General features: G+C 64.3%; 28 protein-coding genes, 1 tRNA gene and 1 pseudogene. 16 read left to right on the top strand and 14 right to left on the bottom strand.

The window, feature by feature from the left end; translation table 11 throughout:
* Positions 1-166 precede the first annotated feature (166 nt).
* Positions 167-940, top strand: coding sequence for a DUF2189 domain-containing protein (locus QJT78_RS13525; RefSeq protein ID WP_038942753.1), 774 nt, complete (start codon positions 167-169; stop codon positions 938-940).
* 28 nt (positions 941-968) lie between these two features.
* On the opposite strand, the gene QJT78_RS13520 is transcribed toward QJT78_RS13525, so the two are convergent.
* The gene (locus QJT78_RS13520; protein ID WP_028150687.1) at positions 969-1154 is read right to left on the bottom strand and encodes a hypothetical protein; all 186 of its coding nucleotides are present in this window, start codon (positions 1152-1154) and stop codon (positions 969-971) included.
* Positions 1154-1960 (bottom strand): transglutaminase family protein, encoded by an 807-nt coding sequence (locus QJT78_RS13515; protein WP_028150688.1) that lies wholly within the window; start codon positions 1958-1960, stop codon positions 1154-1156. Before QJT78_RS13515 ends, QJT78_RS13520 begins: the two co-directional genes overlap by 1 nt.
* Before the next feature lie 397 nt (positions 1961-2357).
* On the opposite strand from QJT78_RS13515, the gene QJT78_RS13510 reads away from it, so the two are divergent.
* On the top strand, positions 2358-2534 hold the full coding sequence (locus QJT78_RS13510; protein WP_193375924.1) for a hypothetical protein: 177 nt from the start codon (positions 2358-2360) through the stop codon (positions 2532-2534).
* Between the two features lie 18 nt (positions 2535-2552).
* Here QJT78_RS13510 and QJT78_RS13505 read toward each other — a convergent pair whose 3' ends face one another.
* The 3 genes from QJT78_RS13505 to QJT78_RS13495 are packed head-to-tail and all read right to left on the bottom strand — an operon-like array spanning position 2553 to position 3839.
* Positions 2553-3065, bottom strand: a complete 513-nt coding sequence (locus QJT78_RS13505; RefSeq protein ID WP_028150689.1) for an SRPBCC family protein — start codon at positions 3063-3065, stop codon at positions 2553-2555.
* Positions 3062-3532 (bottom strand): SRPBCC family protein, encoded by a 471-nt coding sequence (locus QJT78_RS13500; RefSeq protein ID WP_038942757.1) that lies wholly within the window; start codon positions 3530-3532, stop codon positions 3062-3064. Before QJT78_RS13500 ends, QJT78_RS13505 begins: the two co-directional genes overlap by 4 nt.
* Positions 3525-3839, bottom strand: coding sequence for a helix-turn-helix domain-containing protein (locus QJT78_RS13495; protein ID WP_008544842.1), 315 nt, complete (start codon positions 3837-3839; stop codon positions 3525-3527). The genes QJT78_RS13500 and QJT78_RS13495 overlap by 8 nt, the downstream gene beginning before the upstream one ends.
* A gap of 116 nt (positions 3840-3955) precedes the next feature.
* Here QJT78_RS13495 and QJT78_RS13490 point away from each other — a divergent pair, with 116 nt between their 5' ends.
* From QJT78_RS13490 to QJT78_RS13475, 4 genes are all read left to right on the top strand, one after another.
* The gene (locus tag QJT78_RS13490) at positions 3956-5404 is read left to right on the top strand and encodes a hypothetical protein (protein WP_038942758.1); all 1449 of its coding nucleotides are present in this window, start codon (positions 3956-3958) and stop codon (positions 5402-5404) included.
* Positions 5405-5406: 2 nt separating this feature from the next.
* The gene (locus QJT78_RS13485) at positions 5407-5949 is read left to right on the top strand and encodes a hypothetical protein (RefSeq protein WP_028150692.1); all 543 of its coding nucleotides are present in this window, start codon (positions 5407-5409) and stop codon (positions 5947-5949) included.
* A gap of 45 nt (positions 5950-5994) precedes the next feature.
* On the top strand, positions 5995-6615 hold the full coding sequence (locus QJT78_RS13480) for a LysE family translocator (protein WP_080586526.1): 621 nt from the start codon (positions 5995-5997) through the stop codon (positions 6613-6615).
* Between the two features lie 84 nt (positions 6616-6699).
* Positions 6700-7683: a DUF3592 domain-containing protein gene (locus tag QJT78_RS13475; RefSeq protein ID WP_028150694.1), complete on the top strand. Its 984-nt coding sequence runs from the start codon at positions 6700-6702 to the stop codon at positions 7681-7683.
* A gap of 46 nt (positions 7684-7729) precedes the next feature.
* Here QJT78_RS13475 and QJT78_RS13470 read toward each other — a convergent pair whose 3' ends face one another.
* Positions 7730-8533, bottom strand: coding sequence for an N-formylglutamate amidohydrolase (locus QJT78_RS13470; protein WP_028150695.1), 804 nt, complete (start codon positions 8531-8533; stop codon positions 7730-7732).
* 205 nt (positions 8534-8738) lie between these two features.
* Between QJT78_RS13470 and QJT78_RS13465 the strand changes: the two genes are divergently transcribed.
* Positions 8739-9137, top strand: a complete 399-nt coding sequence (locus QJT78_RS13465) for a gamma-glutamylcyclotransferase family protein (protein ID WP_028150696.1) — start codon at positions 8739-8741, stop codon at positions 9135-9137.
* A 76-nt stretch (positions 9138-9213) separates the two neighbouring features.
* Here QJT78_RS13465 and QJT78_RS13460 read toward each other — a convergent pair whose 3' ends face one another.
* Entirely contained in the window at positions 9214-9777 is a 564-nt protein-coding gene (locus QJT78_RS13460) for a chlorite dismutase family protein (RefSeq protein WP_028150697.1), read from the bottom strand.
* A 202-nt stretch (positions 9778-9979) separates the two neighbouring features.
* On the opposite strand from QJT78_RS13460, the gene dnaG reads away from it, so the two are divergent.
* Both dnaG and rpoD read left to right on the top strand, forming a co-directional pair.
* Complete coding sequence (gene dnaG / locus QJT78_RS13455) at positions 9980-11998, top strand: DNA primase (RefSeq protein WP_028150698.1); 2019 nt, start codon at positions 9980-9982, stop codon at positions 11996-11998.
* 379 nt (positions 11999-12377) lie between these two features.
* Positions 12378-14537 (top strand): RNA polymerase sigma factor RpoD, encoded by a 2160-nt coding sequence (rpoD, locus tag QJT78_RS13450; protein WP_038942760.1) that lies wholly within the window; start codon positions 12378-12380, stop codon positions 14535-14537.
* A gap of 109 nt (positions 14538-14646) precedes the next feature.
* Here rpoD and QJT78_RS13445 read toward each other — a convergent pair whose 3' ends face one another.
* Both QJT78_RS13445 and QJT78_RS13440 read right to left on the bottom strand, forming a co-directional pair.
* Entirely contained in the window at positions 14647-14883 is a 237-nt protein-coding gene (locus tag QJT78_RS13445; RefSeq protein WP_028150700.1) for a hypothetical protein, read from the bottom strand.
* A gap of 636 nt (positions 14884-15519) precedes the next feature.
* The gene (locus tag QJT78_RS13440) at positions 15520-16458 is read right to left on the bottom strand and encodes an OmpA family protein (protein ID WP_028150701.1); all 939 of its coding nucleotides are present in this window, start codon (positions 16456-16458) and stop codon (positions 15520-15522) included.
* A gap of 148 nt (positions 16459-16606) precedes the next feature.
* On the opposite strand from QJT78_RS13440, the pseudogene QJT78_RS13435 reads away from it, so the two are divergent.
* Positions 16607-17412 (top strand): annotated as a pseudogene (locus tag QJT78_RS13435) (lytic murein transglycosylase).
* A gap of 111 nt (positions 17413-17523) precedes the next feature.
* On the opposite strand, the gene QJT78_RS13430 reads toward QJT78_RS13435, so the two are convergent.
* Positions 17524-18348 (bottom strand): SDR family NAD(P)-dependent oxidoreductase, encoded by an 825-nt coding sequence (locus QJT78_RS13430; RefSeq protein WP_028150702.1) that lies wholly within the window; start codon positions 18346-18348, stop codon positions 17524-17526.
* A gap of 119 nt (positions 18349-18467) precedes the next feature.
* Here QJT78_RS13430 and QJT78_RS13425 point away from each other — a divergent pair, with 119 nt between their 5' ends.
* The 4 genes from QJT78_RS13425 (at position 18468) to QJT78_RS13410 (ending at position 22024) form a co-directional block, all read left to right on the top strand.
* Complete coding sequence (locus QJT78_RS13425; RefSeq protein WP_028150703.1) at positions 18468-18842, top strand: response regulator; 375 nt, start codon at positions 18468-18470, stop codon at positions 18840-18842.
* A 55-nt stretch (positions 18843-18897) separates the two neighbouring features.
* Entirely contained in the window at positions 18898-19509 is a 612-nt protein-coding gene (locus tag QJT78_RS13420) for a LysE family translocator (RefSeq protein ID WP_028150704.1), read from the top strand.
* Between the two features lie 642 nt (positions 19510-20151).
* Positions 20152-21363: a GGDEF domain-containing protein gene (locus QJT78_RS13415; RefSeq protein ID WP_028150705.1), complete on the top strand. Its 1212-nt coding sequence runs from the start codon at positions 20152-20154 to the stop codon at positions 21361-21363.
* Positions 21364-21397: 34 nt separating this feature from the next.
* Complete coding sequence (locus QJT78_RS13410) at positions 21398-22024, top strand: peptidoglycan recognition family protein (RefSeq protein WP_028150706.1); 627 nt, start codon at positions 21398-21400, stop codon at positions 22022-22024.
* A 113-nt stretch (positions 22025-22137) separates the two neighbouring features.
* On the opposite strand, the gene QJT78_RS13405 is transcribed toward QJT78_RS13410, so the two are convergent.
* The 4 genes from QJT78_RS13405 to QJT78_RS13390 form a co-directional block, all read right to left on the bottom strand.
* Entirely contained in the window at positions 22138-22485 is a 348-nt protein-coding gene (locus QJT78_RS13405) for a hypothetical protein (protein ID WP_223153852.1), read from the bottom strand.
* A 331-nt stretch (positions 22486-22816) separates the two neighbouring features.
* Positions 22817-23158 carry a hypothetical protein gene (locus QJT78_RS13400; RefSeq protein WP_028150708.1) on the bottom strand — a complete coding sequence of 114 codons (342 nt, stop codon included), beginning with the start codon at positions 23156-23158 and terminating at the stop codon, positions 22817-22819.
* 338 nt (positions 23159-23496) lie between these two features.
* Positions 23497-24396 (bottom strand): RNA polymerase sigma factor RpoH, encoded by a 900-nt coding sequence (gene rpoH / locus QJT78_RS13395; RefSeq protein ID WP_014492123.1) that lies wholly within the window; start codon positions 24394-24396, stop codon positions 23497-23499.
* 216 nt (positions 24397-24612) lie between these two features.
* Positions 24613-25620, bottom strand: a complete 1008-nt coding sequence (locus QJT78_RS13390; protein ID WP_028150709.1) for an RluA family pseudouridine synthase — start codon at positions 25618-25620, stop codon at positions 24613-24615.
* Between QJT78_RS13390 and QJT78_RS13385 the strand changes: the two genes are divergently transcribed.
* Together QJT78_RS13385 and QJT78_RS13380 are read left to right on the top strand one after the other, a co-directional pair.
* Positions 25619-25963, top strand: coding sequence for a hypothetical protein (locus QJT78_RS13385; RefSeq protein ID WP_028150710.1), 345 nt, complete (start codon positions 25619-25621; stop codon positions 25961-25963). The two genes, QJT78_RS13390 and QJT78_RS13385, sit on opposite strands and share 2 nt — an antisense overlap.
* 57 nt (positions 25964-26020) lie before the next feature.
* A tRNA-Glu gene (locus tag QJT78_RS13380) sits at positions 26021-26095 on the top strand.
* The last annotated feature ends 227 nt before the right edge of the window (positions 26096-26322 follow it).

Raw genomic sequence — 26322 nt, 5'->3', positions numbered from 1 at the left:
ATGAGTCCCCGGAAAGTTCGCCCGCGAAGCTCTGTTGGGCGGGTGTCGGGCCTCCCGGGATACCGTCATCCCGCAATCAACGCGCGCGTGCGCGCAGGTCGCGAGGGCGCTAATATCGGGCTCGCGCGCGACGGAGATCGTGCCGGTGACGAGGAGAGGGAGCCGCATGTCGATCTCAGGCAAAGTCGATCCGGTGGTGCGTCCCGTGACGGCGACCGACATCGCCGAGGCGCTGGTCGAGGGTTTGCGCGATTTCCAGGCGCTGCCGCTCTACGGGCTCTGCTTCGGCGCGCTCTACGCAGGCGGCGGCATCGCCATCATGCTCTGTCTCACCGCCTTCGGCATGGTCTATCTCGTCTATCCCCTTGCGGCCGGCTTTGCATTGATCGGGCCGTTCGTGGCGATCGGTCTGTACGAGGTCAGCCGCCGCCGCGAGCGCGGCGAGCCGGTCTCCTTCGGCGCGATCTGGTCGGCGATACGCGCGCGCAGCGAGATCGGCTGGATGGCCTTCGTCACGCTGTTCGTGTTCGTGATCTGGATGTACCAGGTGCGGCTGCTCATCGCGCTGCTGCTCGGCCTGCACGCCTCGTTCTCGAGCTTGCAGGAGTTCATGACGGTGGTGCTGACGACGAATGAGGGCCTGCTGTTCCTCGCCATCGGCAACGCGGTCGGCGCTGTGCTGTCGCTGATTTTGTTCTCGCTGACGGTGGTGTCGTTTCCGTTGCTGCTCGACCGCGAGGTCGATTTCGTCACCGCCATGGTGACGAGCGTGCGTGCGGTGGTGACCAGCCCGCTGCCGATGATCTCGTGGGCGGCGGTGATCGTGATGCTGCTGATCGTCTCGGCGCTGCCGTATTTTCTCGGACTGGTCGTGACGCTGCCCGTGCTCGGACATGCGACGTGGCATCTCTATCGGCGGCTGGTGGTGCCGGTGCCGTAAATGGGAAGCCGGACGCAACGGAAGCGAGCTATTCGCCCGTTGCCAGGCGGCGAGCGCCGGATGAGGTCAGCTCGAGTTCGCCGAGCCGCCTGATCGCATAACCCAAATTGGCCAGACGTTCGCCGTGCGCATGCGGAATGTCGTCTTGACCCGTGCCGACCATGGCCAAGGACGCAAATTCATCGGCGGTGAGCGCTGGGGTGCTGTCTGTCATCAGGCAACCTCGTCGGTCCATACCTTGAAATTGAGCAGGGTATTCGGACCGAAGGTCTGGACGATCGGGACGTCTGCGGCATCGCGCCCCTGCGCAATCAGCACGCGGCCGATCCGCGGCGTATTGTTGCGCGGATCGAACATGTGCCAGCTTCCACCGACGAAAGCCTCGAACCAGGCGGCGAAATCTCCAGCAGGCCACGGTTGTGGGGTGCCGATGTCGCTGAGGTAGCCGGTGCAGTAACGCGCCGGAATGTTCATGCTGCGGCAGAACGCGATGGCGAGATGGGCATAGTCACGGCACACGCCCTTGCCTTCGTCGTAGGCTTCTCGGGCTGTCTTGGTCGCGCGCGCATGCTCATGGCCGAACGTGATGTGGCGATGAACAAAATCGCAGATGGCCTGGACCCGCGCCCAGCCCGGCGGCGTCTGTTCGAACAACTTCCATGCGATATCCGACAGGCGATCGGTCTCGCAGTAGCGGCTGCCGAGCAGATAGACGAGCGTGTCGGCCGGCAGCGCTTCGACGGCGTGATGAACCGCGTCCGGAAACACCGGGTCGGGCAGGCCGCTGTCGCGAACGACGCCATCGCCGGCAAGGCGGAAGGCGCCGGCCGGCGCAACGATGCGGCTGCACCAATTGCCGAAGAGGTCGCGATAGGGATTGATCGCCACCGAAGGTCGGGTGGTCAGCAGGTCGGGCACGACGATATCTGAGGCGCGCGTGAAGTGCGTGCCCAACACCATGATCATAGGCGTCGGCTGCGGGAACTCGTACAGCATCTCGAACCCGACGCGGAGCTTCATGCGAACTTCTTTCCCTTGGCTAAGCTCCCAACATGGCTACGAAGCGATCGGACACAAGGCATTCGCGGCCTTATTCGATCGAGAGCGGCATTTGGCGCCTCAAAAGCGCGGCGCGGGCGAGAAAACGATAGCTAATTGCGGCGATTGCGCGCACGGTGCGCCAATGTCGGAAAGAGCGGTCGTCTCTGCGCACACGCTGCGTCACGACGATCCGCGCGCGACGTGAAACGACTCATTCTTCGCACCGGCGGAGCCGACTCATCGCGACGTCGCAACGGCGATCGTCGCGCCTATTGCCACTTCCCGCGGGCGGGCCGGACGCAGCAGGCGTGGCGCGGACGCCTGAAAGATTCCACTGCGGTTCGATACGAAATCGAGCACCAACCGAAAGCACCTGATGCAAACTCTCTCCCCACGGCACGTCAAGACAGACGAAGCGCTCCGGCTCGGCGTGGAGTCAGGCTGGTACGCGATCAAGATCAGCGGGACCTTCGTCTCGGGCCCGCACGACTCGGAAGGGGATTGCCGTCGCAAGATCGACGAGATTCAACCGCCGGTGAAGAAGAAGCGATAACAGCGCCGATTTCGGCCGCTACGGCGTCTTGATCCCCATCGCCTTCAACGCCGCCAGCATCTGCGCTGGCGGTGTCATTTTGATCTGCGGCGCCTTGCCGGTTTCCAGCAAACTCTTCAGTCCCGACAGGATCGCGGGCCAGCCGGTGCGGCCGCCGGAGAGGATGTCGTCGCTGAGCGGGCGGTCGTGGCGTTCGCTCATGGTGAGACGGACGGCCTCGCCGGCTTGCTCGATCTCGTAGGTGACGAGCGTGGTGCCGAGCTTTGCGACGAGGTCGGGCCAGTTGACGTTCCATGTCACCGTCAGCTTGTTCGGCGGATCGTATTCGAAGACTTCACCCGAGATGTGCTCCGAACCGTCAGGCGCGCTCACGATGAAACTGCCGCCGAGCCTGCGTTCCATCTCCACCGCAAAGCCGGAAAAGTACTTCCTGCTGAACTCGGCCGAGGTCAGCGCTTCCCACACCTTCTCCGGCGTGGAGACGATGTAGATGGTGTAGACCGTCAGCGGTTTGAACTGATCGAGGTTCATTTTGCGTCGAATCCCTTGTTGAGGGCTGCGCGTGGAATGCCGAGCAGCTTGCCGGTCTCGAGCAGGCTCTTGAGCTGGGACAGGATCGCCGGCCAACCGTTGGAGACGGCGCCGAGATGTTTGCCACCCTCGACGAAGCCGTCATGCAACACGGTCAAACGCACGAGCGATCCGAACGGTTCGATCGTGAAGACGACGCGCGATGTCGGCTCGCCGCGCAGCCCTTCGAACTTCTGGTGCTTGAAGCTGTAGGACAGGCGGCGCGGCGGATCGGCCTCCAGAATCTCGCCGGAATCGGTGACCTCGCCGTCGAGCGTGAGCGCGAAGGGTGAGCCGACCTTCCAGTCCGACCGGACCTCGGCACCGAACCAGTATTGCCTGGTGAACTCGCTGGACGTCAGCGCCTCCCACAGCTTCTCCGGCGTGGTCTCGATATAGCTCACATAGACGAATTGGGGCTTACTCATCGCGCTTCTCCAACTGACGTTTCAACTCGCTGAGCGCGGCGAGCTTGCCGCGCTCGAATTTCCTGATCCAGCGTTCGCCGATCTGATGGATCGGCACCGGATTGAGGTAGTGCAGCTTCTCGCGGCCATGCCTGATGGTCGTGACCAGGTTGGCCTCTTCGAGAATGACAAGGTGCTTGGTCACGGCCTGGCGTGTCATCGCGAGGCCCTCGCAGAGCTCGTTCAGCGTCTGGCCGTTCCTGGCGTGAAGCCTGTCCAGCAGCGACCGTCGTGACGCATCGGCGAGCGCTTTGAAGACCTCATCCATGGCGGCCATAATAGGCAACCAAATAGTTGCATGTCAAGATGGTGTCTTTGGCGCCCGGAAATGGCTGTGCTAGCCTTGAAGCTCAGCCAACGCAGATTGGTTCCGGGAGAGCTTTGATGTTCCGTTGCTTCTCACTCGCTGCAGGTCTTGTCCTTTTCGCCTGCAGCACCATGGCCCAGGCACAACAGAAGCAGACCATCGGCGCGCCGCCGGAAGCGTCCAACATGAAGCTGGTCGGCACCAACGACCTGCAGGCGCGCAGCGCGTACCAGCCGACCATCCATCATCAGGGCGATCGCTGGATCGCCTATATCGGCCATCACGGCGGTACCGACGACGTGCCCGCGCCCGTCAACCCGATGACGGGACAGGCCGAACCGAACGGAACGTCCATCGTCGACGTCACCGATCCCGCGCGTCCAAAATATCTGCGGCATCTGCCGGGACAGGAAGGCAAGTATGAATCCGGCGGCGCGCAGATGGTGCGGGTTTGCGACGGCAAGTCGTTGCCGAAGGGCGATCCCAATGCGGTCTACATGCTCCGCACCTTCGGCAGCGAGGCGCATGAGATCTGGAACGTCGCCGATCCAGCAAATCCCGTGCTCGTTACCCGCATCGGCGGCCTGAAGGACACCCACAAGAGCTGGTGGGAGTGCGACACCGGCATCGCCTTTCTCGTCTCCGGCGCGCCGGACTGGCGCACGCGGCGCATGACGCAGGTCTACGACCTCAGCGATCCCGCGCATCCGCAGAAGATCCGCGACTTTGGCCTGCCCGGCCAGGAGCCCGGCTCGACCGGCGCCGTGCCGACCGAATTGCACGGGCCGATCTCGACCGGGCCCGACGGCAATCGCGTGTTCTTCGGCTACGGCACCAACAAGGGCGGCATTTTGCAGATCGTCGATCGCGACAAGTTGCTGAACGGGCCGAAGGAGCCGACGCCGGACAATCTGCGCTATCCCGAGATTTCGCGCATGCCGATGTCCGCCTTCAACGGCGCGCATACGACGTTCCCGATGCTCGACATGCCCGTCACCGAATTCGCCGAGGACAAGGACGGCAAGACCCGCGACATCGTCATGATCGTCGACGAGGCGATCTTGAACGAATGCGGCGAGGCGCGGCAGATGGTGTGGTTCGCCGACGTCACCACCGAGACGCGGCCGATGATCATCTCGAGCTACACCGTGCCGGAAGCGGGCGGACAGTTCTGCCAGCGCGGCGGCCGCTTCGGCTCGCACTCCTCGAACGAGAGCATGGCGCCGGTCTATTACAAGAAGATGGCCTTCATTGCCTTCTTCAATGCGGGTGTGCGCGCGCTCGACATCCGCGATCCCTATCACCCGAAGGAGGTCGGCTATTTCATCCCGGCAATCACGCAGGCCACCGACAAGCGCTGCATTCCCGTCGAGGGCGGCGAGCGCTGCAAGGTCGCGATCCAGACCAACAATGTCGAGACCGATGATCGCGGCTACATCTACATCGTCGACCGCGCCAACACCGGCCTGCATATCCTCGAGCTGACCGGACCGGCGCGCGCGGCAGCCGGCCTGCCGAGGAACTGACGATGCGGCGCGGGACGGCGATTGCGGCCGTGGCCATCGCGCTCGGTGTGTCCGGCGTCGGGGCCTATCGGCTCGCGCCGGCGCCGGCGGCGGAAGCGGCGGGCTGGCGCGAGATCGCATGGCCGTTCCCGCGCGACGGCTGGCCCGCCGGCCGCGCGTTCCGCTGCGACGGGGCCTGCGCGGGCACCGAGCTTTACGTGCGCGCTAAGCGCGGCTTCTGCAATTGCGACCGCGGCGTCGCCGACGATGATGAGGTCGATCGCGTTGCCGACATCGATCTGATCAGCCCGCGCTTTGCCGCCGTCGCGCCGGGCGAGGAAGTGGGACTTGGCGAGATGCGCGGCCGTGCCAGGCGCTATGATCTCGATATGGCCGACGGCGTCCGTCATGCCGCGATCGGCATCGCCGTCTCGCGCCGCTGCGATCTCTTCGTCGCTGCGGCGCAGGGGCGTGGCGAAGCAGGCGCCGTGCAGCGTGCGGCGCTGGCGTTCCTGGAGAGGCCGGAGATGAAGCTATGGGCGACCGCAGCGCTGGACGGACAGTGAGTGTCATGCATTAATGCGCCAAACCGCTCTCAGCGAGTCCTCCCCATGATGTCCATGCAAGCCTATTTCGCCTTCGTCGCCGCCTGCATTGCGCTGGCCTTGCTGCCAGGGCCGATCGTCACCCTCGTCGTCGCCAACGGCCTGCGTCACGGCACGCGCGCGGCGTTGACCAATGTCGCGGGCGCGCAGGCCGGGCTCGCCATCGTCATCGGCATCGTCGCAGTCGGCCTGACCTCGCTGATGGCGACCATGGGTTACTGGTTCGACTGGGTGCGCTTTGCCGGCGCCGCCTATCTGATCTGGCTCGGCATCAAGCTGATCTGGGCGCCGGTCGAAGGCCTCAATGTCGACGAGCCGCCGGCGCCGCCGCGCGGCGGGTTCTTCCTGCAAGGTTTCCTTGTGCTGCTGTCGAACCCGAAAGTGCTGATCTTCTTCGGCGCCTTCATTCCGCAGTTCATGGACATGAACCGCGACCACTTCCCGCAAGTCGCGGTGCTGGGCGCAACCTTCATGGTCACCGCGGCGATGACGGATGCGCTCTACGCTCTTGCCGCGGGGCGTGCCCGAAAATTCTTCTCGGCCCGCCGGACGCGGCTGATGTCGCGCATCTCCGGCGGCTTCATGATCGGCGGCGGTATCTGGCTGGCGCTGACACGGGCAAAATAACCTCCCTCGTGCCGGTTCGCGCTTGAACCCTTCGCGGCGGCGATGCGTCCAATCGGGCATTGCCGCTGACGAAGGAATTTGGCCGTGCCCGATCTGCCCTGGTTCGTCTATGCGATGCTGTTCGCACCGCTCGGGCTGTTATTGGTCGCCTCCGTTGTGAAGACCTGGCAGGTCCGCGAGGCGCGAAGCTGGCCGCAGGCATCGGGCAAGGTCGTCCGCTCGATCGCCGAGGTGCGCGAGGTCAGGGTGTCCGACAGCGACCGCGAGGAAGGCTATCGGCTCGAGAGCCGCAATTTTGCGAACGTAACTTACGAATATCCGGTCGGTAGCCGCAAGCTGAGCTGTAACCGCATCTCGATCGGCGAGGACCTCGGCAATTTCGAGGTCGCCGAGAAGCTCGCAAAATATCCAGCCGGCAGCATCGTCACCGTCTATTACAATCCGCGCCATCCCGATCAGGCCGTGCTCGAGCGCGACCTGCCCAAGGGGCTGTGGGGCTGCCTCGGCATCGGTACGGCGATCGCGTTTGGCATCGTGTTCGGCTCGGCGTTCGGTCTCAACCAGACTTATGCCTACGTTGTGCACCACATCGGGCGGCCCGATCTCGCGGGCCTCGTCGTCGGCTTTGGCCCGTTCGGCCTCGTCATCGCGCTGATGGGGTATGGGGTGCGGCGGCAGGCGTTGAAGGCGGCGCGCTGGCCGGTGGTGCCGGGCACGATCAAGCTGTCGGGGGTCGAGCAGTATCACGAGGCCAGCGAGCCGGGCGAGCGCCGCGGCACCGAGATGTTCGGCAAGCGCGTGACCTACACCTATCGCTATCAGAACGTCAGCTACACCAATGAATGCGCGCGCGTCGCGGCTGGAACGCAGTCCGGGTCCGACGAGATGTTGAAGAAGCTGATGTCGCGCTACAAGCACGGCGCGACCGTCGAGGTGCGCGTCAATCCCGACAACCCGGCCGAGGCAACGCTCGATACAAGCGGCCCCGTCCGCATCGCCTGGCTGCTGTGGGGTATCGCCGCGATTTTCGCTGCGCTCGCGGTGTTCGTCGCGACGCGGGGCGGGTGAGCCTGAGACAAACGCTCAGCAGCTTCGTCGTACTCCGCTGCGTTCCCTATACCAGCAGCTCCGCCTGCAACTCCAGCTCGATCTCCGCAAAAATCCTCGCCAGTCGCTCCGCCCATTGCTGCTGGCCGGACTGATCCGTGATCAGATCCTGGCGGATCTCGATGCCGGTGTTGACGAGGCCGCGGGCTTCGCCGTGGACGGGGATGGTGTAGTCGCTGAGGTCGCTCACCGCATAGGGCTCGTTGTCGCCGACGACGAGATCGCCTTCGGCGCGCAAATGCTTCAGCAGCAGCTGCGGCAGCACGGTGTCGCGGTTATACAGCGCGGCGATGTGCCAGGGCCGGGCGACGCCGGCATAAACCGGCGTGAAGCTGTGCAGCGACACCAGCACCGTCGGCCGCGTGTCGTGCAGGCGGCGGTCGATCACGGCATCGATGCGGCGGTGATAGGGCTCGAAGATCTCGCGCCGCCGCGCCGCGCGCTCGCCCTCGGTGATACCCTCGTTGCGCGGGATCGCGGTCGCCTCGGATATCACGGGGATCGAGCTTGCAACGCCGGGCGAGCGGTTGCAGTCGATCACGAGCCGCGAATAGCGCTGCGCGATCAGATGCGCATCGAGCATTTTTGCCAGCCGCTCGGCGACGCCGGCAATGCCAATGTCCCAGGCGATGTGCCGCGTCAGCTCGCTTTCCGCGACGCCGAGGTCGCCGAGCGCGTGCGGCAAGATCCGTCCGTAATGATCCGAGGTGAGCAGGAAGGGCGATGCCCCATCCGCATTGACCTCATGCACCGGCGGAATGTCCCCCGCGCCGAGCAGTTGATCGGTCGCGTCGGCCGTGTTCAAGTCCATCCTGATTGCCTATGGAAAAAGCAGTTGCCGTCTAAATTGGGCAGCAATCGCTTGCAGGTAGGTCCACCCAAAATCATCATGATCGTCAGACGATGCCGTTGCCGGCGATTCATCACAAGACCAAATCTCGCTTGCCCCCGGGACTTCGCTCGGACGAGGAAATGTGCGGCTGTCGTTTCGCTCGATTGACGGCTATAGACACCCCATGACCTCCGATCGTCTTTTCGTCTACGGCACCCTGATGCGCGGCTTCGACCATCCGATGGCGCGGCTGCTTGCAGGGCATGCGGACTTTTTGGGTGACGCGACGTGTCGCGGGCGGCTCGTTCTCGTGAAGCATTATCCGGGATTGCTGCTGTCGAACGCGGCCTCCGATGTCGTCCATGGTGAGCTTTTTCAATTGCGCGTGCCCGACGAGCTGCTGCGCGAGCTCGACATGTACGAGGCCTGCGGCGAGGGCTTTCCGGAGCCGACCGAATATCTGCGCAAGCTGATCGACGTGACGCTGCCTGATGGCACCACGGAGAAGGCCTGGACTTACGTCTACAATTGGCCCGTCACCGATCTGCCGCGCATCGAGTCCGGGCGCTTTCTCGAGCACTAGGCGCGGATGCGGACTTCACCTCTCCCGCGCAAGCGGAGCGAGGGATCGCACCTTCATCGTGGCCGGCGTTCGATCACTAAGCCGACAGCACTTCCTTCACCAGGCGCACGTCGATCTCGTGCTCGACGTAGCTCCACTCCTCGGTCTGCCTCAGCATCGCCACCAGCTCCTCGAACAGCGAGGCATCGGGGGGCGCGAACTCGAACCATGTCAGGAAGTCGAAGGGACCGCCGAGATCGCGGCTGTGATAGAGCTGCCGCGCGATGGCGGGCAGGAAACGAAGAGTGCTGGCGATGTGGTGCGACTTGTCCTCGAAGATCTTGCGGCGCTCTTCCTGCGTCAGCTCCCACCACGCCTCCGATTTGCGGATCGGAATCAGCGCCGCGGAAGTGGCCTCTAACCGGCCGAGCTCGGCCTGCACCGCGGTGAGCTGCTGCTTCTCGGCGCGCTCAGTGTAGCGCGGCGTGCTCGCAACGCCGACCAGCCGCCACGCATTGCGAGAGGGCACCAGGGGCAATGAAATCGCCTCGCTGTCGGTCACCGACAGCGCCGGCACGAAGGGCAGGGGCTCGCCCACCACGGGTGAAATCGAGGTCACACGCCAGCCCCCGCTGTGGCCGCCGCGAAACATCCTGAACATGGCCTATGGAAGCGCGGAACCGGTCCGGGTTCAAGTCTTTCCGCTGTCATTCCGGGCTCGATGCTTCGCATCGCCCCGGAATGACGCCTGTGCATAGGTCGAATAACCCGGATAAGCCGGACAAACCTGACTTTTGGGCAGGCCGCGCCTATATCCGTACCCTTCGCCCGACTCACGTTGATTCGCGCCAGACCCAGAGCCCATGCGCTTCACGCCCCAGTTCCTCGACGAGCTTCGTGCCCGGCTTTCGGTCTCCGAAGTCGTGGGCAAGCGCGTGAAGCTGAAGAAGGCGGGGCGGGAATGGAAGGGGCTGTCGCCGTTCCAGCAGGAGAAGACGCCGTCCTTCTACGTCAACGACCAGAAGGGATTTTACCACGACTTCTCCTCCGGCAAGCACGGCGACATCATCACCTTCGTGATGGAGACCGACGGCCTGCCGTTCGCGGAGGCCGTGGAGCGGCTCGCCAACATGGCTGGCCTGGCGCTGCCGGCGGTAACGCCGGATGCGGCGCGGCACGAGCAGCGGCGCCGCACGCTGCATGACGTGATGGAGCTCGCCGCAAAATTCTTCGCCGAGACGCTGGCCTCGCGCGCCGGCGCCAAGGCGCGCGGCTATCTCGCCGATCGCGCGATCTCGCCGACGACGCAAGTGCAGTTCCGCCTCGGCTATGCGCCGCCGCCACCCGAGCGTTTCGCGCTGAAGGAGCATCTCGGCAAGCTCGGCGTCTCCGTCGAGGACATGATCGAGACCGGGCTGCTCGTTGCCGGCAACGACATTCCCGTGCCCTACGATCGCTTCCGCGACCGCGTGATGTTTCCGATCACGGATCTGCGCGGCCGCGTCATCGCCTTCGGCGGGCGCGCGCTGGAGAAGGACGTTCCGGCAAAATACCTGAACTCGCCGGAGACGCCGCTCTTCCACAAGGGCGACAATCTCTACAATCACCAGACCGCGCGCAAAGCCACCCACGATGGCAGCGCGCTGATCGTGGTCGAAGGCTATGTCGACGTCATCGCCATGGTGACGGCAGGCTTTGCAGGTGCCGTGGCGCCGCTCGGCACCGCGCTGACCGAAAACCAGCTCGCGCTGCTCTGGAAGATGGCGGACGAGCCGATCCTCTGCTTCGACGGCGACAGGGCCGGGCAGAAGGCGGCTTATCGTGCCGCCGACCTTGCCTTGCCATTTCTTGCGCCGGGCAAGAGCCTGCGCTTTGCGCTGCTGCCGGAAGGGCAGGACCCCGACGATCTCGCCCGCTCGGGCGGCCGCGGCGCGATCGAGGATGTCATCGCGGCGGCGAAGCCGCTCGCCGAGATGATCTGGTCGCGCGAACTCGAAGGCGGCAACTTTGCCACGCCCGAGCGTCGCGCTGCGCTCGAGGCGCGCGTCAAGGAGCTGTCCAACGGCATCCGCGACGAGGTGGTGCGGCGCTATTATCGCGACGATTTTGCCGAGCGGCTTCGACGCACCTTCGCGCCCGAGGGCGGGCGCGGCGGTTTTGCCGGCCGGGGCAATTTCCAGGGCAATTCCGGCCGCTCCTTCCAGCCCCGCAGTGGGGGGCAGGCGAATCGATTCGGGGGGCAGGGATTCGGTAGCCAAGGGCGGCGTGGCGCCCCCGGTCCTGCCTTTATTCCCTCCGGCCCTTACCAGGCGGCGAGTCCCCAGCTGGCGGCCAGCCCGATCATGAAGGGCCAGCGCAGCGCCATATCCCGTCGCGAAGCCCTGATCCTGCAAATCCTGATCAACCACCCCTGGCTGCTGCACGACCACCTTGAGGAGGTCGCCGCCCTGGAGCTGGCCCATCCCGAGGCCCATAAGCTCCGGGCCGGTATCATCGCCGCCTTCGCCAACGACCACCACCACTCGCCGGACCCCGGCGAGCAGGCCGAGAAGATGCGATCCGATATCGAGAAGGGCGGATTTTCACAGCTTCTTCAAAGGGTTGAGAACGGTATCACGACCGCGGCGGTGTGGGGTGCCCGCGAGGGCGCCGCCCGGGACGACGTTCTCTCCACCTGGCACCAGCTCGTTGCCTTGCATCGGCAATACCATTCACTACTTAGAGAACTGAAAGACGCCGAGCTGGCCTTGGGGGAGGACCCCAGCGAGGCCAATTTGGCGTGGCTGCGTGACGTCAAGGCTCGGATAGGAGAAGTCGACGGTACCGAGGCCCTGATCGAGGGTTTTGGCGAGCTGTCGGGCCGGTTCCAGAAGAGCGTGTGATGAAAGAATCATGCGGACGGCCGGGACCGGAACCGCTAAAAGACTCGCCAAATCCAAGGTTTGGCGGCAAAAACAGGGTTAATCGAGGCTTAACGGTCTTGTAGCACTTTGGCCACCAGGCGGCCGCAGGCAGAACAGACGCGTCAGGAATGAATCCGCGCAATCGCTGTTGGCACTACACCTGCATCCGCTGCGACAAAGAGGCTCACGAAGCGTTAGGCAAATCCGGCGAGAGAAAAGGTCGGGGTGGCGAGAGATATCCGCGCCGCCCTTTCCGTGTCGCGATCTGACGAAGCGAGAGCGTCGAACAACAGGTTCAAGTGAATTCAGGCGGGCGGGCCGTTCGGCCTTCTGCATGAAGCGCGTTTAGGAGCAATGGATGGCCACCAAGGCAAAGACGCTGCAGGCGAAGGACAAAGAAAAGGACGACAAGGCAGCGGACGCGCCGGAGAAGGACTCCCAGGACGCGCCGTCGCCGTTGCTCGATCTGTCCGACGCGGCCGTGAAGAAGATGATCAAGCAGGCCAAGAAGCGCGGCTTCGTGACCTTCGATCAGCTCAACGAAGTTTTGCCGTCCGACCAGACCTCCCCCGAGCAGATCGAGGACATCATGTCCATGCTCTCGGACATGGGCATCAACGTCACCGAAGCCGACGATAGCGACGGTGAGGAGGACAAGGACGAGGGCGGCGAGGACGAGACCGACAACGAACTCGTCGAGGTCACCCAGAAGGCCGTCACCGAGGTCAAGAAGAGCGAGCCGGGCGAGCGCACCGACGACCCCGTGCGCATGTATCTGCGCGAGATGGGCACGGTCGAGCTCCTGTCCCGCGAAGGCGAAATCGCGATTGCGAAGCGCATCGAGGCCGGCCGCGAGGCGATGATCGCAGGCCTCTGCGAAAGCCCGCTGACCTTCCAGGCCATCATCATCTGGCGCGACGAGCTCAACGAAGGCAAGATCTTCCTTCGCGACATCATCGATCTCGAAGCGACCTATGCCGGGCCCGACGCCAAGGGCGGCATGAACACCGCGATGATCGGCGGTCCGACCGGCGAGAACGGCGAAGCGTCCGCCGAAGGCGGCGAAGCCGTTGTCGTGAACGGAGCTGCGCCGGCGCATGTCGCGCCGCCCGCCGCGCCGCCGTCGCCGACCCCGTTCCGCGCCGCGCCTGCGCCCGGCAATGCCGGCGAAGGCGAGAAGGATCCGGGCGAAGCCGCCGCCGAAGCCGACATGGACGAGGACGACGAGTTCGAGAACCAGATGTCGCTCGCGGCCATCGAGGCCGAGCTCAAGCCGAAGGTCGTCGAGATCTTCGACAAGATCGCCGACAGCTACAAGAAGCTGCGCAAGCTTCAGGAGCAGGACATCCAGAACCAGCTCGAGAGCACCTCGCACGGGCCCTCGCTGTCGCCGCACCAGGAACGCAAATATCGCAAGCTCAAGGACGAGATCATCGTCGAGGTGAAGTCGCTGCGCCTGAACCAGGCGCGTATCGACTCACTGGTCGAGCAGCTCTACGACATCAACAAGCGCCTCGTGTCGCACGAGGGCCGCCTGATGCGCCTTGCCGACAGCCATGGCGTCGCGCGCGAGGACTTCCTGCGCAACTACACCGGCTCGGAGCTCGATCCGCGCTGGCTCAACCGCGTCTCGAAGCTCTCGGCCAAGGGCTGGAAGAACTTCGTCCATATCGAGAAGGACCGCATCAAGGACCTCCGTCACGAGGTGCACCAGCTCGCCGCGCTCACCGGCCTCGAGATCGTCGAGTTCCGCAAGATCGTGCACTCCGTGCAGAAGGGCGAGCGCGAGGCACGCCAGGCCAAGAAGGAGATGGTGGAAGCCAACCTCCGTCTCGTGATCTCGATCGCCAAGAAGTACACCAACCGCGGCCTGCAGTTCCTCGACCTGATCCAGGAAGGCAACATCGGCCTGATGAAGGCGGTCGACAAGTTCGAGTACCGCCGCGGCTACAAGTTCTCGACCTACGCCACGTGGTGGATCCGGCAGGCGATCACCCGCTCGATCGCCGACCAGGCGCGCACCATCCGCATCCCCGTGCACATGATCGAGACGATCAACAAGATCGTGCGCACCTCGCGCCAGATGCTCAACGAGATCGGCCGCGAGCCGACCCCGGAAGAGCTCGCCGAGAAGCTCGGCATGCCGCTCGAGAAGGTCCGCAAGGTCCTCAAGATCGCCAAGGAGCCGCTCTCGCTCGAAACCCCCGTCGGTGACGAAGAGGATTCACATCTCGGCGATTTCATCGAGGACAAGAACGCGATCCTGCCGATCGACGCCGCGATCCAGTCGAACCTGCGCGAGACCACGACGCGCGTGCTCGCCTCGCTCACCCCGCGTGAAGAGCGCGTGCTGCGCATGCGCTTCGGCATCGGCATGAACACCGACCACACGCTGGAAGAAGTCGGCCAGCAGTTCTCGGTGACGCGCGAACGTATTCGTCAGATCGAAGCGAAGGCGCTGCGGAAGCTGAAGCATCCGTCGCGGTCGCGGAAGCTGCGGTCGTTCCTGGACAACTAATTCGGATCGTCGTGCCCGGGCCAGTCCCGGGCATCCATCCAAACGAAAACGGCGGGCCGAAAGCCCGCCGTTTTCTATTTGTACTGACGCTTCGCAAGTCGGACGGAGCCTACTTCTTCTTCGCGCCGACCCGGTCGAGGGTCTTGATTGCCAGCGGCGGGCGGCCGGACTTTTCCGCGATCTCGCGGTCCTGCTCCATGATGAAGCCGCGCGCGGGCTCGTCGCCGTCCAGGCCTCCGAGCAGCTCCGCAGGTACGCGCCGGTTGGAGCGTTGGGAGCCGTCTTCGTAGAAGACGTTGAAAAAGGCGAACTCGCCCTTGGGATTGGTTCCAGGTTTTTTGGCCATGGCGGGCTTGTCGTCGATCAGGGCGCTATAGTCAAATGACTTTGGCGGGTTTTCCGGTGGTCTCAAACGGACCTGTCGCGGCGGTATCGGCTGCGCAATCGATCGATGGGTCCGTTTGCGGGATATTCGGATGCGTCCGGCGCTTCGTAAAATCCGATGCGTCCCTTACGCTCAATAAACGGCGGGCCGCAAAGCCCGCCGTTTATTTTTGGTCTTCAGCGTCGCCCGGGGCTGGCGGGGCGACAACCTAGAATAGAAGACTATAGCTTGCGCCATAGCGTGGCAAGGCAAATCGTTGACGCTGTGATGTCGCATCGAGCGCGTCAGATATGCGCTGGTCGCGACGTCTGGTTTCGATGCGCATCGAAGCAAATTGTTTGGACGGCCAAATCACTTTGTTCATATTTCCCGCTCTCGCAACGCAACGAGAGGTATGTGCTTTGTAAAAGAGCGCGTTCGCCTGCACGTCTTCCGTCCGCGTGCACAGGTTGTGTTCCATTGTGCGAACGAGTTCCATGTCCGTGGTTGCGCATCTCACTGCGTACACGTGACGAGTTCCGCTACAACGAGCCACTTCTCCACAACAATGCGATTCAAGAGATGCTCAGAGCGCGGGTGGGAAGATGAGTGAGGCCGTCACGGCGCCACCAGCTCCACGCGCCGATTGAGCGCGCGGCCGGCGTCCGTAGCGTTGGAACCGACTGGAGCCAGCAATCCGACGCCGGCGGTGCGCAGCCGCGTCTGCGCGATCCGAAAGCTTTTCACGAGTTCGGCTGCGACCGCTTCGGCGCGGCGCTTCGAGAGATCGAGATTGTATTCGTAAGCGCCCTGACCGTCGGTGTGGCCGACGATGAAGACGTTGAGCTGCGGTTGGTTCGTCAGCAGCTTTGCGATCTGCTCCAGCGTCGGGCGGCTCTCCGGCTTCAGCACCGCCTTGTCGGTATCGAAATAGATGCCGTAGAGCGCGATGTGGCCGGTCTCCCCTAAGCCCTTCGCCATCGCGGCAGCATCGACCATCTTGTTCGCGATGGCGCCGAGCTCGGCGACCGTGACCTGCGCATAAATGTCCTGGTTGTTCTGGCTGACGATGACGCTGGCATAGGTCTCACGCCCGCCTTCGGTCTTACGGCCGGCAAAATAGCGGTAGTTGAAGCCGTCGACCCACATCTGCGGCACCGGTAGCGTGTCTATCGCCTCGGTGAAGGGAATCGCACCGCAGGCATCGGTGTCGCAGGCGAGCAAGGTCTCGAAGCCGGCTTTCGCAAGCTGCGTCTCGAAATTGCGCGACACTTCCAGGATCGAGGGGCCGGGGTTGGTGCGATAGGCGATGCGGAAGATGCGGCCTTCGAGCCGCCGTGCATCGGCCGGCTGGCCGTCCCTAAAGGCGGCCGCCTGCATCCGTGCCGCGTCAAAATCCTTCACCACGTAGCTGGTGATGACGCTGCCGGTGAAGCGGCCGATGCCGGGATAGTCGCGGCTGCCTGCGACATCGCGGGTCTGCGCGGAGGCGGCGGTGGCGGTGAAGGAGAGCAGGGCGAGGACAGTGAGCATCCGGTGCGGAATGGGCATGGTCATCTCGATCGGTTGGGGACGGGGCGAGCGCAATTCATTTGTCGCGGCCAAGATACGATCGGTTCTGGCGAGGATCTGCCGCTTTGACGCGAATCCGGTTCCCGGGCATGATCGCGCGCTTTCCGCGTTCATTCTTCAAGGATTTTCCCGCATGTCGAGACTCGCCCTGGCCACCGCCTTCATCCTCTGTCTGGCCGGCGGATCGGCGCAGGCCGCGCGCTGCGGCGGCGACTTCAACAGCTTTGTCGCCAGCATGAGCTCGGAGGCGCAAGGAGCCGGCGTCTCGGCGAGCGTGACCAGCGCGGCCTTCAGCGGCATCGCCCAGGACGGCGCGGTGCTCGCGTTCGACCGGCGCCAGCGCTACACCTTCAACAAGAGCTTCGAGCAGTATGTCTCGACCCGCGTCGGCCCCGGCCGCATCAATGGCGGCAGGGCGCTGCTGCAGCGCCACGCCGCGCTGCTCTCGCGCATCGAGCAGCAGTTCGGCGTGCCCCGCTACATCCTGGTCGCGATCTGGGGCTGGAAAGCGATTTCGGCAAGGGCGACATCGGCAAGCTGCCGGTAATCCGTACGCTCGCCACGCTCGCGCATGATTGCCGCCGCACCGAGCTGTTCCAGGGCGAGCTGCTCGCCGCGCTCAAGATCGTGCAGCGCGGCGACCTGCCGCTGCGCGACCTGATCGGCGCCTATGCCGGCGAGATCGGCCAGACCCAGTTCCTGCCGTCGTCCTACATCAAATACGGCGTCGATTTCGACGGCGACGGCCACGTCGACCTGCGCCACAGCGTGCCCGACGTGCTCGCCTCGACCGCGAACCTGCTTCACACCAGCGGCTTCAAGATGGGCCAGCCCTACGGCGAAGTCACCGCCAATTTCGAGGCGATGCGGGAGTGGAACAGGGCGGTGATCTACCGCAAGACGATCGGCTATTTTGCGGACCGGCTGGCGGGGCAGTGAGGCGGGCTGGCACGTAGTTTGTAGGGTGGGCAAAGGCGCGAAGCGCCGTGCCCACCATCCTTCGCGTCGTCGGAAGTGGTGGGCACGCTTCGCTTTGCCCACCCTACGGACTCACTTCGCCATCTTCTCCAGCTTGCGCTGTAGCGGCGCCCAGTATGTCCCCGGGCGGAAGCGCTGCAAAATGTCCATGAAGCGGGCGTCGTTGCCGATCAGGATGCGGGGCTGGTTGTTCTCGATGCCCTTGATGATGCGCAGCGCGGCGTCTTTCGGCGTGGTCTTTGCCGCGTTCTCGAACCGCTCGATCGATTGCGCGCGGCGCGCATTGTCGGTGACGCCGACCCCGGTGCGCGAATTGCGCGCGATGGCGGTGGCGACGCCGCCGGGATGCACCACCGACAGTCTTACGGGGCTGCCCGCGACCGCAAGCTCGTGCCGCACGCTCTCGGAAAAGCCGCGCACCGCGAACTTGGCGGCGGCATAGGCCGACTGTCCGGGTGGCGCGATGATGCCGAAGATCGAGGAGACGTTGACGATATGCGCCTCTGCCAGCGTCTTCAGGTGCGGCAGGAAGGCGCGCGTGCCGTGCACCACGCCCCAGAAATTGATGTCGAACAGCCACTCCATCTGCGCCTGGTCGATCTCCTCGAACGTCCCCATCAGCGCCACGCCGGCATTGTTGATGACGATTCCGAGCGCGGGATGCGCCGCGATCGCATCACGCGGGAACTCGGCGATGTCGCCGAGCTCGCTGACGCCGACGCGATGCACGCTGACCTTGCGTGCGGCACCGATCTCGGCGGCAAGCGTCTTCAACCCGGCCTCGTCGCGGTCGGCGAGCGCGAGATCGCAGCCGCGATTTCCGAGCTCGATTGCCAGCGCGCGCCCGATGCCGCTCGCCGCTCCCGTGATGGCGGCGGCGCCGCGAATGGCAGTCATGATGTCCCCCATAAGCCCGTCAGTTGGAACTGGGATTTGCATTTTTTCATGATGGAACTGAACCACGGGCGAACTGGCTCCTTAACATACGTTACGCAAGCAAGCACTGGAGCAGCCCCATGGGACAGGCAGAACCATTTCGCGCAACGGCGCTGATCGTCGAAGATGACGTCATGCAACGGGAGATGCTCAGTCTTCTGCTGGAGGAGAGCGGCTACCAGGTCATCCAGTGCGACAGCGCCGAGGCTGCCCAGCGGGTGCTCGACAGAAGCGCCGGCGCGCTCTGTCTGATGCTGACGGACGTCCAGCTTGCGGGGCGCATGACCGGGGTCGAGCTCGCGCACGTCGCCAAGGACCGCAATCCAAAGCTCGACATCGTCGTCACCTCCGGCCGTCCCTTGGCGCAGCCGTTGCCCGACGGTGCGAAATTCTGGGCCAAGCCATGGGCTCCGCTCGACGTGCTCCGCGAGGCCGAGCTCGCGCAGCTGTCCTGACGGTTGATGCGGAGGCTCGCTTTCTTGCCGTGAGGCGCGGTGATAGGGTCTGCCCATGACCTTGGCCTTCCTGCTCACCTCGCTCATCGTCGTCGCCTCGCCCGGCACCGGCGTGCTTTACACCCTGGCTGCGGCGCTGACACGCGGCTCGCGCGCGAGCGTCGCTGCCGCCTTCGGCTGCACGCTCGGGATCGTGCCGCACATGATGGCTGCGATGCTCGGGCTTGCCGCGGTGCTGCACACCAGCGCGCTCGCCTTTGCCGCGCTGAAATGGGGCGGCGTCGCCTATCTGCTCTACATGTCCTGGCAGGCGCTGCGTGAGACCGGAGCGCTGGCGGTCGATGGCGAGATCAAGGAGCGGTCGGGCCGCCGCGTCATCGTCACCGGCTTCCTGATCAACATCCTCAATCCGAAACTGTCGATCTTCTTCCTGGCCTTTCTGCCGCAGTTCATTGCGGTGGACGAAGCCCATGTGCTGGCGCGGATGCTGGAATTGAGCGGCGCCTTCATGGCGATGACCTTTGCGGTGTTCGTCCTCTACGGCCTCTGTGCGGCGTCGGTGCGCGAGCGCGTCATCTCCCGCCCGCATGTCATGGCCTGGCTGCGCCGCAGCTTTGCCGCCGGCTTTGCCGCGCTCGGCGCCAAGCTGGCGTTCGCGCAGCGGTAGGCTTCTCCTTCACCTCTCCCCGCTTGCGGGGAGACGCCGCAGCTGAGTGCGGCCAATAAAAAAGCGGGCCTTGTGCCCGCCATCCCTAGACTCTCTCGACCTTACCCGACGCCCGGGCGGAGCGAGGCTCCACCCGGGCAAAGAACATGCTGGCTACTTCTTCTTCGCGGCCTTCTTGGCCTTTTTCTTCGTCGCCTTCTTCGCCTTCTTCGCTTTCTTAGCCATAGTATCCTCTCAAGGGTTCATGGTTAAACGCGACACGAGGGATGCTCGGCGGAGGGCCAGCCTCGCAACATCCTCGACCACAAACTCAGCAGATTCGCGGGCGGCTGCCCCGTGCTGTCACATCTGTGTCATTACGTTATCCACAGCTCAGATGCATTTTTGGGTGATTTTTGCCCACGAATCCGCATCGCGATGCGCATCGGCGTGGCCGCGCAGGGAGGCTGCGACATGCCTAACGATCCGATAATCGCGGCGCACTGTTCATGAATCCAAAACCAAGGGCGAGCTTTCGCAGATCGCAGTGAGGTTCCGTTAAGTGCAATCCGCGCATTCTTCTCCGCAAGAACGCGGGGAAAGTGTCATGGACGAACGGCTGCCAGAGACGGGGGGTGCGACGCTGCGCGTGCCGCACGCGCCATGCTGAACGTACCGACACTCTGGACGGTCTTCGTCGTCAACTTCCTGGCGCTTGGCCTGATCTGGGCCTACGTGACGCGCTCCTATCCGAAATTTGCGGCCGCGCGGTTCTGGATGGCATCGTCGTTCGTGGGCGCCGCCGGCGCGATGACGGCCCTGGTCCGCCTGTTCGTCGCCTCTCCCCTGCCGCTTCTTGTCGGCGCTGCCGGTATCATCGCGGCGAGCTGCCTCGCCGCCATGGGCATTCAGCGTTTCTATGATCGGCCGGTCTCATGGCGCGTCATGACCGCGACGGGCGTGCTAAGCCTCGCCGGCGTCGTGTTCTTCATGGTCGGCTTCGAGCACATGCAGCTGCGCATGCTCAGCTACACGCTCGGCCAGGCCTTGCCGCTGGTGCTGGCGCTGCGTCTGCTCCTGGCACCGCCGGAAGGCCGCGTCAGCCCGGGCGCGCGGCTGTCCGGCATCGTCATCCTCACCATAATCGGGATCTTTGCGGTTCGCACGCTGGGCAATCTACTCGGCCACGATTTCTCCGCGCGCGCCGGCGGTCAGGCTCATGGCGTCATGGTGCTGGGCCTCCTGTTCCTGTCGATGACGCTTAATTTCGGCTTCCTGCTCATGGCGATGGATCGCCTGCGCAACGAGGTCGCCGACCTCGCGCTGCTCGACGATCTCACCGGCGTCGCCAACCGGCGGCATTTGTTGCAGCGCCTGTCCGAGGAATGCGCCCGGTCCGAGCGCAGCGGCGAGCCGTTCTCGCTGATGGTGATCGATCTCGACGGCTTCAAGGCCATCAACGACACCCATGGTCATGCCGCGGGCGATGCCTGCCTGCAGCACTTCACCCTGATGGCGCAAACGCGGCTGCGGCCGGGCGACATGCTGGCTCGCACCGGCGGCGACGAGTTCTGCGTCGTGCTGCCGTCCTCGTCCCTGCGCGAGGCTGCCGCGATCGCCCGCCGCGTGCTCGAGGTCTGCCGCCAGGACGCCGCGGCCTGTACGACCAGGGACATCCCGATCGCGATCTCGATCGGCGTTGCCGAATGGGACCGCGGCATCGGCCAGTTTCCGGACCGCCTCATCGCCCATGCCGACCACGCCCTCTATGACGCCAAGAAAAACGGCAAGAACGACTTTGCCGTCTACGATCCGGCCCCGCCGCTCTCGCCTGAGCGGCCCGGGCTCGGCGAGGCCACGCGCAAATTCGCATGAAGCCTGCTAGGATTTGGGCTCGCCTTGGACCCGTATGATGATATTCCGCCTGCTCGCGGCTTTTCTCGCCGCCCTTGTTCTGCTCACCCCAGCCGCTGCAACGGATGCCGAACTCGCAAAGATCGCGCGCGTCTCCGGCACGCCTGACATTCCCGGCCTGAAAATGGTCTGGCTCGCGCCATGGGGCGATGTCCGCGACGCCCATCCCTGGCGCAACATCATCGTTCACCAGACCGAGGGGCCGACAGGCTCGGCGCGCGGCGGCGCGGCGGAGCAGTCGAAGAACCCGACGCGCCGCGGCGTCACCGTGTGGGTCGAGACCGACGGCACGGTCTATTGGGCGGTCGCCGAGAATCTGGTGCCGACCCATGGCGACGGCGCCAACCGCAACGACAACAAGTATATCGACAACCGCTCGACCTACCGCCAGGTGGTGCGCGACAACTCGATCGGCGTCGAGTTCGCCGGCAACTATCCGGATGTCACCGCGGGCCCGACCGAGGCGCAGGTCGCGGCCTGGAAGATCCTCGTGAAGGTGCTGCGCGCGCGCTACGGCATCCCGCTCGACCACGTCTATGCGCACAACTGGATCGACTACAAGGACGCCCGCTATTGCGAAGGCTGCTGGCTCGCGACGCTGGCGCGGACGTGGGGGGAGTGACGAGCAGGCGCGTCCGGCAAACCGAAGGCCGAAACCTCCGGTGCCGGACGGCCATCGAGAGCGATCGCTATCGGCTCTCATTGCCATCCTAAGTCCACCGGGTCTTCCCAGGCTCAGGGGAATGCCTTGGGAAGATCGGCGGAAGGCTTCGTGACGATCTGGTGCGCGTCGCGCCAGATCACTTCGCGCTGGCGCGAGGTTGTAATCGTGCGCACCGGCAGGCCACCCTCCTCGAGCAGCCAAGCGCAGTAGCGCGCGCGGCTGACAGCCTCGCGGGCTTGAGGATCGAACCAGCAAATGCCCCAGATCGAATCGCGCCGCTTGAAGTGACGCGCGATGCGTCCAGGAAGCGGCAGATGCTGCGCGAACCAATTGAACTGGTCCGAGAGCTCATGCCGGATCCAGTCCGGACAGTTGTTTCGCTGGACATACCAGGACGCACGAAAGAAGCCGCTCTCCACGCGACTGTGCGGGTGGATGAGCGGTGTAACGAACCGCAAATACATGACGACACGGCGCGACGCCGTGTTGCGTGCGCCCCTCGCAGCCAGATGCAATGAATTGAGAACAGCCGCGAAGCGGCGTTCAGCTTATGACCGATTGCCGATCAAAGAGGTCGGCGGTCAGAACGTATCGATCTACTTTTCATGCCGCCTCCCTTGGTTGCGCTGAACAACAAAGGCGCGATGTCGCGCCGGGCGCAGCACATACATCAGCAAGCGTCCTGCGGCAAGCGTGATCGACAAGGACGATTGAGCGGGAAGCATTCATGACGCGCTCCGGAATGACGAGCTAAACCGGCTGCGCCATCCAGCCGAACAGCCGTCGCATCAATCCCGGCCGCCGTGGCAATTCCGGCGGACCGTCCGACGCCAGCACGCGTTTGAAGAAGTAATCCAGGAACACCATGTCGTTCGGCTCGGTGACGGTGAATTGTTCGTCGCCGAAGAACACGCTGTAATTATAGAAGAACGGGCCGATGAGCGGGATCGTCGCGGTCGAGGCATAATCCTTGGAGATGACGAACTCCGCGGGATCGAGCCCGTGCTCGCGCATCGCCTGCTCGACCAGCGGCAGCTTGCGCATGAACTGGGCGGAGAAGCCGCCGACGGTGGATTGCAGGATGATCGACACGGTTGGTGTCCGTTCAGTTGAGGCCGCCGGCCCGATCATTCTGGGTCGGTCGACCGCACGCGCGGGTTCAAGGCAGGTTCGGTTCTACGTCGGGCACGGGAAGGAGACCGTGATGGCGGTCCCACGTGGCAAGACTCTCGGCCAACTGTAGCCACAACCACCGCTGTCATCGCCCGGGTCAAGCCGGGCATGACAGCGAGTGCGGCGCGCTTCGCATCGCGCAGAGAAGGCACGGCGGATCACTCAAACAGAGCACCGCCGCAAACAAAAAAGCCGGCGTTGCCGCCGGCTTTCTGTCTCTTGTCGATCCGCCAATATCTACCGCGAAAAAAGCCCGCTTAATGCGCGGCTTCCAGCGCGGCCTGTTCCGCCCGTGCGATCGTGCCCTTGACCGCGGCCTGCACCTTTTCAAAGGCGCGGACTTCGATCTGGCGGACGCGCTCGCGCGACACGCCGAACTCGGCGGCAAGGTCTTCCAGCGTCATCGGCTCATCGGCGAGGCGGCGAGCCTCGAAGATGCGGCGTTCGCGCGGGTTGAGCACGCCCATGGCGCCGTTCAGCGCGTCACGGCGTTCGTCATACTCCTCGTGCTCCGCCAGCATGGCTTCCTGGTTGGGCGTGTTGTCGACCAGCCAGTCCTGCCACTCACCGGCTTCGCCGTCATCGCGGATCGGAGCGTTGAGCGACGCGTCGCCACCGAGGCGGCGGTTCATGTCGATCACGTCTTGATCGGTGACGCCGAGGCGCTTGGCAATGATCTTCACCTGGTCGGGGCGGAGATCGCCCTCGTCCAGCGCGTTGATCTTGCTCTTCGCCTTGCGCAGGTTGAAGAACAGCTTCTTCTGGTTCGCGGTGGTGCCCATCTTCACGAGCGACCAGGAACGCAGGATGTACTCTTGAATCGACGCCTTGATCCACCACATCGCGTAGGTGGCGAGACGGAACCCCTTTTCGGGTTCGAAACGCTTCACCGCCTGCATGAGGCCGACATTGCCTTCCGAGACGACCTCGGAGATCGGCAGGCCGTAGCCGCGATAGCCCATGGCGATCTTGGCCACGAGGCGGAGATGGCTGGTGACGAGTTGGTGCGCCGCGTCGCGATCGTCATGCTCACGCCAACGCTTGGCGAGCATGTATTCCTGCTGGGGTTCCAGCATCGGGAACTTGCGGATCTCGGCGAGGTAGCGAGAAAGGCCGGATTCTCCATTGAGGACCGGCAAAGCAGCGGTACGGGCCATGATGAAGCCCTCCAAGGTTCAGGCCCCCGATAGCGGCGGGCCAGGCAGACGACCGCTGTGTTAAAGCCGGCCGTAGCTGCGATGTTCCGTTGGTCATTTCCAACGCAAGCGCAATATACCCTATGGGGGGTCAAAAAGGGAAGGATTGCTGACGTCACGTCCCCGTGTGGCAGCTATAACTTTTTGTAATGTAACGCTTTTCCAAGGCGGCCTGCGTCATAGCGCCGCTTTCAGGGCGCCCTGGAGGAGAAGCAAATCCTTCGGCAGAGGCGCTTCCCAGTGGAGTAATTCTCCGGTTCTCGGGTGCTCCAATACCAGCAAATAGGCATGCAGGGCCTGCCGCCCAAGCGTGGCCAGAGTCGCCTGCGACTCCGGGCCGAGGTGGCTCGCCTTGGTCTTGAAATGCGGGCCATAGACGGCATCGCCCATCAGGGGATGGCCGATATGGGCGAGGTGGACGCGGATCTGGTGGGTGCGTCCGGTCTCGAGCTCGCAGGCGAGCAGGGAGGCGATCGGCTTGCCGTCGCGCCCCGCAAAACTCTCCAGAAGCTCCCAATGCGTCACCGCCTCGCGGCCGCCCTGGCGCACCGCCATCTTCTCGCGCGCATAGGGGTGGCGGTCGATCGGCGCATCGACGGTGCCGCGGTGGCGTCCCGGCAGCCCCCACGCGAAAGCCATGTAGCCGCGGCGCATCGCCCCCGTCCGGCCGTGGTCGGCGAATTGCGCGGTGAGCGAGGCATGGGCAAGGTCGTTCTTGGCGACCACCATCAGCCCGGTCGTGTCCTTGTCGAGCCGGTGCACGATGCCGGGCCGGCGCACCCCGCCGATGCCGGAGAGCGAGCCGCCGCAATGGGCGATCAGCGCATTGACCAGCGTGCCGGTCTCGTGGCCGGCCGCGGGGTGCACGACGAGGCCCTTCGGCTTGTTGAGGACGACGATGTCGTCGTCCTCAAACACGATATCGAGGGCGATATCCTCGCCCTTGGGCTCGGGCGGAGCCGCCTCCGGCACGTCGATTGTGATCGTATCGCCGGATGTGACGTGATAAGCGGGGTCGCGGATCGCGGCGTCCTTGAGGCTCACCGCGCCCGCCAAAATCAGGGCTTTCAGCCTCGATCGCGACAGGTCGGTGAGGTGCGCCGCCAGCACGCGGTCGAGCCGGGCCGAGCCCTCGTCGCCGGCGACCACCACCTCCAACCTTTGCGCAGAGCCAAAATTTTCCATGACGACGTCTGATACCGCTGTTCCCGAACCGAGCCCCGAGCAGGCCGCGCTGTTCGCGCGGGTGCGGCGGATGATGCTGATCGTGGGGTTGACCACGGCGCTGGCAATCTGCGCCGTCCTGATTGCGGTGGGCTACCGCCTTTTCAAGTCGGAGGGAAGGGCGTCCGAAATGGCCGGCGACGTCACCGCCGCCCTGCCCAAGGGCGCCAGGATCGTCTCGACCGGGGTCGCCGGCGACCGCCTCGTGGTCACGCTGGACGTGGGCGGCGTCGTCGAGATCCGCACCTTCGACGCCCACACCCTGAAGCCGGCCGGAAAGCTGAAATTTGCCAATGAGCCGTAAAAGGCTCGTTCGGGTCCTTGCGGCGGACAAATTTCGAGGTTATTGGCTAGCCCTCACGCTCCCTTCGTCTAGCGGTTAGGACGCGGCCCTCTCAAGGCTGAAACAGGGGTTCGATTCCCCTAGGGAGCGCCAAATCCACGATACTCTGCGATCTTGTACGATGCCGCTCCGCTTCTGGAGCGCGACGCCGTGCGCTAATCGATTGATCGCACAAGCCGCTCGGCAGGTTTGCCACTTTGCGCGATGTTGGTTTGCCAATTTGCACAGCAACTGAACGAGTTGCAGTGTCAGTGACCGGTCGATGTTTCGGGAGGGGTGGTCTCGATCGGCAAGCGGCGAATTTTCGCCGGTGAACGGCG

It is taken from the genome of Bradyrhizobium sp. Mp27 (assembly GCF_029953005.1).
In the GTDB taxonomy this organism is placed as follows: Bacteria; Pseudomonadota; Alphaproteobacteria; order Rhizobiales; family Xanthobacteraceae; genus Bradyrhizobium; species Bradyrhizobium barranii.
This window is presented reverse-complemented; position numbering and strand designations above follow the sequence as displayed.